This is a genomic window from Ruegeria sp. CDSC025 (assembly GCF_059610805.1).
This window is the reverse complement of sequence record NZ_JBXWOJ010000027.1, coordinates 1-10,478: the sequence shown is the minus strand read 5'-3', so window position 1 is coordinate 10,478 and position 10,478 is coordinate 1. Positions and strand designations below refer to the sequence as shown.

The window sequence follows — 10,478 nt, the reverse complement described above, 5'->3', positions numbered from 1 at the left end:
GGCTGGCTTCGATGTGCTGAAAGGCAACTCGATCCAATGCTAGCATCCAGGGCTAACGCCTGAGATCTGGCAAGTGTTAGCCCACAACGCACCCTCCAGGTAGCGGCCGCCGCCGTCTAGAGATCAGATTAGATGCCGTTCGCCATTTCTTGGTGCGGTGTGTTTGCGCGACGGGTGACAAACCAATGCTTTGCCCATTCGGCACAAAAGGCCACGTTTATCCAGAAGCGCCCTTATATATTTGGATTAGTGGTTGGCAGTACTGGTTCTCAATAGACTTTATTATTCTGTCGCTGGAGAAAACAACATTAATGACCAGCCCAAAATTGACAGGAGCATCCGGTGACGATCTCATTCAAGGGCTCGCATTTCCCAAAAGATGTGATCTTGCACGAGGCGTTTTTCTATCTGCGCTACTCAGTGTCGTATCGGGATCTGGGAGAAATCCTGGCTGAGCGCAGAGTTAAGGTTGATCACGCGACGCTGAACCGTTGGATCGTCAAATATGCGCCATTGATTGCCGACAAGGCACGTCGCCATAAGCGAAACTGCGTCCGCCTCTGCAACGCTCGATGGGATTGAAGTTGCGCAGATGATCAGAAAGGGTCAGTTCGGAGTCGGAATCTGCCCGGTCAAGCAGTTTACGAACCAAACCGTATGAACTTAGTAAATTCCAACCAGCCCTTACACTTCAGAGAATTTTGCGACAAAGCCGCTAAGATCATATCGAACTTGCGAATTCGGGCCAACGGCGGCTCTTCCCGCAATATGCGGCGGGAAGGGCAGAGTAGATGAACGGCAGATTCCTTTCGCGAGCTGTTAGTTCGTAGACCCGCCGATTTTGTGGCTGCGGCGAATGTCTCCTTTGATGAGCTGCAGCGCAGTGGTGGGACATATCTGCCAATGGCAAGTTCAGGCGGCCCGTTCATTTGCACACAGCGTCTGGCAAAATCGCAAAGGTCAGTTACAGTAGCCAATGTTCAAGCGCCCGCTTCAACACAATGCTTTGCTGCTACCTAACAGTTGCGTGAGATTTCGGGATAGGTCTAAAAAAGTTATGCCCTCCTAGCAATCTCAATTCAATACTGAAGAATATGAGTAATTTGGCGGAGATTTAAGTGCGACTTAGCGTGGGCATCGCTGTGTCAATTCTGGTGGCTGTGTCTATCGGAGTGTCGACCTTTATTGTCCATTCCCTATGGTGGACGACTGCGCGCGACAATAGCCGCATGCTTGCAGCTGAAATCAACGGCCAGATAGCGAACACTGTCCGCATCGAGGTGGGGGTGACGCTTAGGTCGGCCGAAGCCGCTTGGGCAGCCGTTCGCACGATCTTTGTCCAGAACGTCATCGCGACGCGACAGGCCGACAAGCGCGAGTTTGTTTTTCTGTCGCAACTGCAGGCGCAGCCGAATATCTCATGGATGTTCTTTGGCTGGCCCGATGGCAATTTTTTCGCGTCGCACCGTCTAGGTGACGGCGGGCTTGAGATGATTGAAATCGACAAGGGGATCCGCGACCGAATGCTGCGGAAGGATCGCTATATCTTTATCCCCGGTGACATTCAGTTCGAGGAGCGGACCTTTACTGAAACATCCTATGATCCGCGCGAACATGCCTGGTTTGAAAACTTCATGGGGCTCAGCTCTGCGGGGTGGATCGAAACGCACGACCTTCCGGATAGTAAAAAAACCGTTTACGCCTTTGCTGGTCCGATAGACGTCAACCGAACGCGGCAAGGTGTTCTGGCCGTTGCAATCGAAACGGATCGTTTGTCACGTTTTCTCGCCACGCTTGCCCCCGGCGAATTCGGCGCGGCATTTATTCTGAACGCTGACGGCAAAGTTATTGCAGTACCTGATGCAGAAGCGGATGAGATTACCCCGGCGCGCATGGGCGAAGGGAAGCTTTATGAAGTTGCCATGATCTCAGGCGAAAGGTTGTTGGCAGATCCCCAAGCGAATGCCCAAGGCACGTTGACGAAACGTGTCGTCATCGACGGCGTGCCTTATGCGGTGGCGCTGACGCCACTGGGGTTTTACGGCTGGCGCGTTGCCACGGTCATACCCGAAGCGGCGTTTCTGTCGAGCATCGATGAAGCGCTGATAAACTTGATATACGTTTTGATCGGTGTGGTGATCGTCGCAACCGGGCTGGCGATCTGGCTGATCCGAAGCATTGTCGCAAATCCGCTGGCACGCATCGCCGAAGATCTTGGCAAAATCGAACGCTTTGACGTCGAACGCATTGAGCGCAGACCCTCCAGACTGTCTGAGCTTGCCAATCTTTCTGCGGCAACCGCGAGCATGGCCGCTGGTTTGTCCGCTTTCCGAAAATACGTGCCCACCGATCTCGTGCGTATGCTGGTTGCTGAGGGCATCAAGATACAGCCGGGCGGAGAAATGAAACAGATCTCTGTGTTGTTTTGCGATGTAGCGGGTTTCACAGGGCTGTCCGAAAAACTTGGCCCAAATATTGTCCAGCTGATGGAGCCCTTCTTCAGCGCAGCCTCTGCGGCCATTACTCAAAACGGTGGGACGATCGACAAGTTTATTGGCGATGCCGTGATGGCGTTTTGGGGGGCGCCGCGTAAAGATGCCAACCACGCTGAAAATGCTTGCTGCGCAGCGCTGGACCTTGTCGCTGCCGTGGGCGCGTCCGGAATTGAAGATGAGGCCGGCAACCCCCTACGCGTCAGGATCGGGGTGAACAGCGGCGAGGCTCTGGTCGGAAATATCGGATCAGAGCAGCGGTTGAACTACACCGCGATTGGTGATGTCGTGAACGTTGCCAGTCGGTTGGAAGGGGCCAACAAAGACTATGGAACGCTGATCCTGATCGGGCCGGAAACGAGGCGACAGGCCGCTGACGCAATCGTGGTCCGTGAGTTGGACACGCTTACGGTGTTTGGACGTGTTGAAGAGCTGGTGGTCTACGAACTGATCGCGATGGCGGATGGGCGTGTTGGATCATTTGCCTGGATAGAGGCTTATGAACAAGGCCTTACACATTATCGGACAGGGCGGTTTGAAGAGGCCGTTGCCGCATTCGCGGCCGCAGACCAGACGCGAAACGGAGACCCCGCCTCAGTCGCCATGATGGCCCGCGCCCAAGACCTATTAGACAGGCCGCCAAAGGAAGGCTGGCGTGCGGTTACTAGCACCAACAAGAACCAGTAGGAAACTTCCGTTAAAGCTAAGGGGCTTCGGGAAAGTCCGACAAGTCTCGCGTTGTGTGAGCTCAGCGCGCCGGGGACTTCGCTCTCGCAGTGAATGTCCGGAAAGTGGGTTGCGACCGCAGCATCACCACCCGGTAGCCAATGTCCGGTTTGGGCCGTCTAGGAAAAAGACCCTGTGGCTCTAAATTTCAAAAGCTTCCGCGATGGCCAATGTGTTCTCCAACTCTAGGCCAGAATACCGTACCGTCCTATCCATTTTTGTATGTCCAGGCAGAAGTCGCTTATTGCGCAGATTGTCAATGTTTCTGCAGATCTGAGTAACCTTGGTTCACCTCTTAGAATGCGTTCCCTTGGTGCTCGCCTCAAGGTCTATGGGCTTCACCCATTCCCGGACAATCCGCACATACAGGCGGGTTGAGACGAGCGGGCGCTCATGAATAGCGGAAATTAACATGCCCGTCGTTTGCTAATGTCACTAATACTCTTAAGGTGAATGGAGCCTTAGGAGGCCTTAATGAAAAACCTAATTTTGATCTCGGTCTTGGCCGCTACTAGTACTGCGACCAGTGCCGAGGAGCAACGCATCGAGCTTAATAATTTCTATCCGCTTTCTCAGGAAAACTTTGACCTTGGTGATCATATTTTCCACATCGCCGACAACAAAGGAGGATTTGAAGTTATCGAAGGTCCTGTTGACGGCGGGCTTGCTCGATGCCTTGGATCGGGGTTCGGTTACCAAGATGGGACCAACTCAATCTCCGGAATATGCATTTTTGGTGAGGGCGAAGACACTTTCACGATGCGTTGGAAAGCAGGTGAAAAAGGCGCGGCTAACTCTTGGGAAATTATCGTCGGAACCGGGCGCTATGATGGAATGACTGGCGAGGGCATAGCCACGACGGACATTGTGTCGATATACCAAGCACTACCTTTGAGGCGAACCCACATAGTAGGAACCGTGGAAATCCCTGAGTGAAATGTTGTCCCTGAGTTTATGACGGGTAGGGCCGTTGGATTGATCGTGGGAAGCAGGGCATGGGAAAACGTTACTGTTGCTCCAATGTTCGGTAGGTGATGGCGTCAGACATCATACACATCACAGAGAGCAGCATTTCGCGGTTGCCGACGCAATGTAAGCCGTCCCATCAAAGCGCTCTTACTTCGAGGCCTTGAGTTGTTCGTCCAGATCAGAGAACGATGCGGCCCAGAATTCTGCCAGGAACGCTGAAACCTCCTGTTCTGAGATTTCCGACCTATTGCCTTCGGCATCCGTCGCTTGACCCATTGTGTATCGCAAGTCGGTGCCAGAGTTCGTTTGCGTCAGCTGATATGTCTCGGGCAGGCTTACTCCAGTGCGCGCCGGATCCTGGATGCAGGTCGAGAAATAGTCGAACGGTTCCCAATCAGTGATGCGATAGAAAAAGTCCGCCAATTCGTGAGAGCAATGATATTCCGACCCGTTGCTGAGGCGCCCTTGCGGGCTGTCGACGGTGATATCCTGAACACGGTTCATCCATTTCAGCTTTAGTTCAGGCGCGACCAACGCCTCCCAGACGACTGCAATTGGAGCATCGAAATGATGGCTGAAGGTCCAAACTCCGTCTTCCTTGGTCAAAAAATGGCGCTCGCGGTTGGTACGCAAACGTTCCCAAGATTTAGCCAAATCGTAGACCTTCATCGAAACCTCGCCAAAATGTTCGATGTCCTGTGAAAACGGTTCCACTATGCCTTTGATATCCATGGCGTTTGCAGCGGCCTCGCTAAACAGCGCGTAACTGCGTACACCGGTGGCTTCAACAACGTTCGTCTTGGCCATTCGGTGGACCAGAACAACGTCGGCGCCGGAAAAGTCTTTTACCGGGCCAAGTTGCATTTCTTCGAACTGGCCATGATGGGTGATAACCTTCAAATCCAGCCCTCCGACATTGGCACACGCGTTGCAGGTACAGGTTGTGTTGGCAATTATGTCCTGCCGACGAAGAGCAAATGCGTTGTAGAGATTCTCGCAGATGGTCAGGAAGGTCTCGCCGGAGGGGAAATCCTGCCGGGTTGAATATGCCAGAACGGCATCGCCTTCGGTTTTCCAGAAATGGAGCGGATCACCCACCTGTTCGACCAGTACGCCCAGCAAGGAATGCAAAATCGGATTAGCGTGATCCATTTCCGAAGTGGTCAAAAATTGTGTGTAGCCGGAAATGTCGGCGATCAACAGATATCCAGTTTGTGTTGACATGGCACGCTCCCCAAAAGAGTGTTTGGCGCGGTTATTTTGACCTACAAAGGGTTCAAAACCACTTTGGGTCCAAATGCGCCATAGACGGTCATCATGGTGTGTAGGCTGGAGCTCAGACGCAAAGTTGCCGGTGAGAGCCCGAAGTGGTTACCAAGTTCCCGCAATACAGCCCCTAAATGGCGCCGCCGCTATAGCGACGTCACTACGCCCATCCGAGTTGTTTTAGAGAGTGCCCATCATTCCAGATTTTGGTCATTCGGGCGATCTTATCACCTTCAAATTCCATAACGTAGGCATAGTTGGTTGCGATTTCTTTGCCGGTGGCAGGAACTGGTCCACCTTCACCGGTTTGTTTGCCGCTGAATACTGCTGTGGCCGTTACGATGTTGCGTTCGTGATCAGTCGAGAATGAGGTGATGTCGTAATTGCCATCTGGGATTGGGGTCAAAATTCCCGCCGTCCAGGCTGTATAATCTTCGATTGTCGAGATATCGGCCAATGCGTCGGCTTCGCATGTAAAAGTGGCACCGTCCTGACAGTATGTCTTGCAGACGTTCCAGCCTTTGCCTGTTTCGCATGCATCAAAGAAGGCCATAGCCGTTTCGGAAATACTCATCGTGCTTCTCCTATCCCTGTTTCACTAAAGTCCAGCGCGTCGTTGCCTTCAATTCCGTCTGGATGGGATAGTTTTAGAACATTTATTTTAAAAAATCAATTTTAAAATAAATGAGGGATGAACTTCACTCGCGAATTTCCCTCATGATCAAGTCGTAAAATTTTGGTATCACGTGCTTTTTTTCGTCGTGCCGCCCATACAAGACGGTCCCGTGAACGCAAAAAACCACAAAGCTTGCAAGCTGCGCTGTGTCCTTTTCCGCCCCGATATCTCCATCCGCCTGGGCATTACGAAGAGCAGTTTCAACCAATGACTCGACTTCTGCGCAGAACGCGCCCACCTGTTCAGCGGCCTCAGGACTTATCACATGTTTCTGCGCAAGGTGGTTCATCATCAGGCAGCCCTTGTATTCCGACTTGGCGGCCCCCAAAAAAACGTTTCGGAGAAACATTTCGACGCCCTCTAAGTTAGGGTTGTCGATCAGAATACGATAGCGCGGCCCGATAACATGATCGCGGTAATGATCCAAAGCTGCTGAAAACAATCCTTCCTTGTCTCCAAACTCCTTGTACATGCTGGCCGTGTTCAGCCCGGTTTCGCGGACAACGTCACTTATCGATGCAGCTTTGTAGCCGTTTTGCCAAAAAACACCCATGGCTTTTTCAACTACAGCTTCGCGTGAATATGATCTTGGTCTACCCATCGGAGTATATTAAAATGATCATTTAAAAATCGCAACACGTACCGTCTGAGCAAGATCAGGAAAAACCGTTACGCAGGGTAGAATCTTCGTGAACTGCCACGTTTTGCATGGTGCGCTCTTAAATTCCAACTCGCAGGCAAGTAGTTGATTTGTCATTGCTCCGTGTAGCGGGAATGCTCCCGCGTTTTCTAAAATTGACGTCAGGATTGACAGCCATTCTTATTGTTCAAACCAACCGCAGTAAATGCGCGGCTCAATTTTCGCATCCCAGCGCGGCCTTCAATGACCGGTTCGATGAAATTCGCTGAGAGGCAAAGTTCCGATGGTCGAACGAGCCTGCCCTGACCTAGACCATTTGCACGAGCAATGCAGCATGATTTACAGCCTGGCCGCGTATCCCCGAAAATGTGAATCTTGACGCGTTTAGGTATCTCTGTAACGAGCGTCGGCTCACTCCCATTTCATCTGCCATGCATTGGACCGTTGCCCTACCGTCTCGTGCCAAATCGAGCTTTGGTTCGGGACTGAATGGACCACTCGTGGCGCGCAGATGTTCGCGTAATCTCCAACGTAGAAATTTGACCTATTTGAGTGCAAGGTAATTACGGGCTGCATTTGGAGGAATACGTTTTGATGGAATCGAATTCTGACTCTGGGACTTCCTCAGAATACTCCAAAGCGGTGGAGGGCTTTGATCTGGACCTCGCAAAGTCTGTCTTTTTCGGCAATTTCAGCGGCGGGATCAATGCATGCGTAGAATGCTGTGACGCCCATTTGCAGGGCAATCCCATGGCTTTGAACTGGATTGCATTGGACGGGCACCATGAGACCCGCGACTTTAAGCAGTTGCGCGACGAAGCTGCGCGTTTTGCCAATTTGCTTAAGGAACAAGGCATCCAACCCCGCGACATCGTGGCGGGTCTGTTGCCGCGCACCCCGGATCTTGTGACAGTTGTTCTAGGCGCCCTCCGGGCAGGTGCGGCCTATCAACCTTTGTTTACAGCCTTTGGGCCCAAGGCCATTCAGGACCGTTTGACCATGAGCGGCGCGAAGATGGTTGTGACTGACGCCGCGAACCGCAAAAAGCTCAACGAAGTGGAAGGTTGCCCGCCTGTCGCGATGATTGCTGACACACGACAAGAGGTTGTTGGGGGAGACATTGATTTCCGCCGGGCAATGGCCTCGCAATCGCCTGAGTTCGTCCCGGTTTTGCGGAACGGCGATGACCTGATGTTCATGATGGCGACATCTGGAACTACAGGTCCCGCAAAAGGAGTTCCCGTGCCCCTAAAAGCTCTGCCTGCCTTTAGATCTTACATGATCGAAGGGATCGGTCTGCGGCATGAGGATGTTTTCTGGAACATTGCCGATCCGGGCTGGGCCTATGGTCTATACTATGCGTTGATCGGTCCGCTACTATTGGGTCATGCAACCACTCTGGTCGAGGGACCATTCACAGTGGACAGTACATATGACGTGATTTCGAGATTGGATGTGACTAACTTTGCAGGCGCGCCTACTGCGTTTCGACTAATCATCGCCGCCGGAACCGAGCGCGCGGCACAGCTGCGCGATCAGATCCGGTGCATCAGCAGCGCAGGCGAGCCGCTAAACCCCGAAGTCATCCGCTGGTTCGAGACCGAACTGAATGCGCCGATCAAAGATCACTATGGGCAGACCGAAACGGGTATGCTGGTGAATAATCATCACGGGCTCGAACATCCGGTCCGTCCGGGATCGGCCGGCTATGTTATGCCGGGATACAGGGTCGAGGTTCTGGCCGATGATGGCAGCATCGCCGATTTCAATGAGCCTGGTCAATTGGCCGTCAACATCGCGGATTCACCTCTCTTGTTCTTTAGCGGCTACCTGAACAAGGGCAACAAATCGATCGAGAACGGATACTATCTTACCGGGGACACGGTGGAGCGGGACGAACACGGATGTATCACTTTCGTAGGGCGGAACGACGACGTCATCACCTCTTCGGGGTATCGCATCGGACCGTTTGACGTTGAAAGCGCCCTGATTGAACACCCTTCTGTGACGGAGGCGGCAGTCGTAGGCGTGCCGGACAAGGAACGGACCGAAATAGTGAAAGCGGTGGTCGTACTGGCGGAAGGCACAGAAGGTAATGAGGAGTTAGCTGCAGAGCTGAGGGATTATGTCAAACAGCGCCTTTCTGCACACGCCTATCCTCGGCTTATCGAATTCGTCAAAGAACTGCCGAAGACACCCAGCGGCAAAATTCAAAGGTTCCTGCTCCGAGAAGCGAGTGTCGGCGCCACTTGATCTAGCCTCTCGAAGGCAAGCTTCGTCGTTCAAATACATGGCAATTCTGCTGGGCAGCGAACGGCGACTTAGTCCGCACTGTGTGAATTGACCGTTCCAGCCTCGCTGCGCTGCACCAATGGCCGGTTTCATCGCCGCGTCACAGCGCCAGATTTCGAGCGCATGCAGCATTTCTTCCGTAGCGAGCGCGCACCGCGAAAAATCACAATGACCGGGTTGGGCCGTTCGTATCGATAACGATAATGGGAGCCATTATCGTTACTGGTTTGCACTCGCAAACTTATCATTCACCTGCACGCAGTGCTGTATTAAGTGGTCGGCTACGGCAACTTTTGCAGGTATCGAGGTGGCGCACATGATCCGCAAAGGCCAATTCAAGCCTGGACTCTGTTCATTCAAACAATTCGCTGAGCTGACTGTCTAGCTCCAATCCGATCGTTAAAACAGCTCGTCGTGCTCAAAATTTTGCAACAAAACCGGCTACGTCCCGATCGGTGAGTGACTTTGGGCTGCAATCTGTTTTTGTAGCAAATCCCGAGCCTGCCGTCTCGTTACCGGGCTCTAGGTTTCAGCCGACATATCGGCTTCCACCCAGAACACCCCAGCATGATCTCCCTGACGCAGTAGTCCCTGAACCGTCTCTTGTGAGCCGGCGCAGGGGTTTTGGGTCATGGTCGGTCCATACCGTGGTGATCTTCCCATTATACCGGGTGGCCTTTCAGTATTGAAGCGCAGCAGTTACCGGCATTACATCGCAGCCGGACCTAAATTCTCCCGCATTCCAGAATAGCTAGCATTCAGCTGGGCTAAGATTGCCAAGTGGACAAGCGATATCATAAATAATTTCCGCAAAACCCTCGATGATAACCCCAAACCCTGCCGCGATAATGATCTCGGAACCAATGAGGTATCGACCATCTTCTTCAACTTGACCAGGCATTTGGTTTTCTTGAATTGACCCCAATTCAGGCGAATACCGTCTTCGATTGCGTATCCACCAGTATCAGTTCCGATCAAATTAACATCCGACAAATCCCAGCTCCAATTCGGGTTTATTGCGGGATACTGCTGAGTGGCGGACAGGTTATTTTGACCCAGATGGCGCTCTGAAGGTAAAGCGAAGCCAAAGCCGGAAGAATTGGTGGTTTGGTAGGTATTGGCCATCCCATCAGCGTGATTGACTGTTTGCGAAACTGATGAGTGAACTTTGTGCGCAAACCCGCGTTGGCTATGGTCACGCAACGGACCAGCGGTGGACGTTCCGGCACTCAGGACAATGGCGAATGCGGTGACGGATGTAATCAGTGTCTTTTTCATTTCTTGGTCCCTCTAGGTTGAGCGTGTCTGATACGCTGTAGGTGGAACCAATTTGGAAATTTGAGGTTCGGATTTATTGCGCTGACAGGTCAAGGTTTTGAGAAAAGGCTTCAAGTTGACGCCTATCCCCGCCAGCATG

7 protein-coding genes and 2 pseudogenes are annotated in these 10,478 nt (G+C 52.5%); 5 read left to right on the top strand and 4 right to left on the bottom strand.

Annotated features, from left to right (window positions below; translation table 11 throughout):
* Positions 1-342: 342 nt before the first annotated feature.
* From AC2FH8_RS20410 to AC2FH8_RS20400, 3 genes and pseudogenes are all read left to right on the top strand, one after another.
* Positions 343-546 (top strand): annotated as a pseudogene (locus AC2FH8_RS20410) (IS6 family transposase); the annotation flags it as partial.
* Positions 547-1,118: 572 nt separating this feature from the next.
* Positions 1,119-3,179, top strand: a complete 2,061-nt coding sequence (locus AC2FH8_RS20405; protein ID WP_496690618.1) for an adenylate/guanylate cyclase domain-containing protein — start codon at positions 1,119-1,121, stop codon at positions 3,177-3,179.
* A 513-nt stretch (positions 3,180-3,692) separates the two neighbouring features.
* Positions 3,693-4,154 carry a hypothetical protein gene (locus tag AC2FH8_RS20400; RefSeq protein ID WP_496690617.1) on the top strand — a complete coding sequence of 154 codons (462 nt, stop codon included), beginning with the start codon at positions 3,693-3,695 and terminating at the stop codon, positions 4,152-4,154.
* 180 nt (positions 4,155-4,334) lie between these two features.
* On the opposite strand, the gene AC2FH8_RS20395 is transcribed toward AC2FH8_RS20400, so the two are convergent.
* The 3 genes from AC2FH8_RS20395 to AC2FH8_RS20385 form a co-directional block, all read right to left on the bottom strand.
* Positions 4,335-5,411: a DUF2652 domain-containing protein gene (locus tag AC2FH8_RS20395; protein WP_142640398.1), complete on the bottom strand. Its 1,077-nt coding sequence runs from the start codon at positions 5,409-5,411 to the stop codon at positions 4,335-4,337.
* Positions 5,412-5,613: 202 nt separating this feature from the next.
* Positions 5,614-6,027 carry an ester cyclase gene (locus AC2FH8_RS20390; RefSeq protein ID WP_142640397.1) on the bottom strand — a complete coding sequence of 138 codons (414 nt, stop codon included), beginning with the start codon at positions 6,025-6,027 and terminating at the stop codon, positions 5,614-5,616.
* 124 nt (positions 6,028-6,151) lie between these two features.
* Positions 6,152-6,730 (bottom strand): TetR/AcrR family transcriptional regulator, encoded by a 579-nt coding sequence (locus AC2FH8_RS20385; RefSeq protein WP_496690616.1) that lies wholly within the window; start codon positions 6,728-6,730, stop codon positions 6,152-6,154.
* 633 nt (positions 6,731-7,363) lie between these two features.
* Between AC2FH8_RS20385 and AC2FH8_RS20380 the strand changes: the two genes are divergently transcribed.
* Positions 7,364-9,022, top strand: a complete 1,659-nt coding sequence (locus AC2FH8_RS20380) for an AMP-binding protein (protein ID WP_496690615.1) — start codon at positions 7,364-7,366, stop codon at positions 9,020-9,022.
* A 316-nt stretch (positions 9,023-9,338) separates the two neighbouring features.
* Positions 9,339-9,446, top strand: a pseudogene (locus tag AC2FH8_RS20375) (IS6 family transposase); the annotation flags it as partial.
* A gap of 323 nt (positions 9,447-9,769) precedes the next feature.
* On the opposite strand, the gene AC2FH8_RS20370 reads toward AC2FH8_RS20375, so the two are convergent.
* Positions 9,770-10,339 (bottom strand): hypothetical protein, encoded by a 570-nt coding sequence (locus AC2FH8_RS20370; protein WP_496690614.1) that lies wholly within the window; start codon positions 10,337-10,339, stop codon positions 9,770-9,772.
* Positions 10,340-10,478 lie beyond the last annotated feature (139 nt).

Excerpts from the sequence above, each read along its gene's own strand:
- AC2FH8_RS20385 (WP_496690616.1), bottom strand. The coding sequence starts at position 6,730 with ATGGGTAGACCAAGATCATATTCACGCGAAGCTGTAGTTGAAAAAGCC.
- AC2FH8_RS20400 (WP_496690617.1), top strand. The coding sequence starts at position 3,693 with ATGAAAAACCTAATTTTGATCTCGGTCTTGGCCGCTACTAGTACTGCG.
- AC2FH8_RS20395 (WP_142640398.1), bottom strand. The coding sequence starts at position 5,411 with ATGTCAACACAAACTGGATATCTGTTGATCGCCGACATTTCCGGCTAC.
- AC2FH8_RS20390 (WP_142640397.1), bottom strand. The coding sequence starts at position 6,027 with ATGAGTATTTCCGAAACGGCTATGGCCTTCTTTGATGCATGCGAAACA.
- AC2FH8_RS20380 (WP_496690615.1), top strand. The coding sequence starts at position 7,364 with ATGGAATCGAATTCTGACTCTGGGACTTCCTCAGAATACTCCAAAGCG.
- AC2FH8_RS20370 (WP_496690614.1), bottom strand. The coding sequence starts at position 10,339 with ATGAAAAAGACACTGATTACATCCGTCACCGCATTCGCCATTGTCCTG.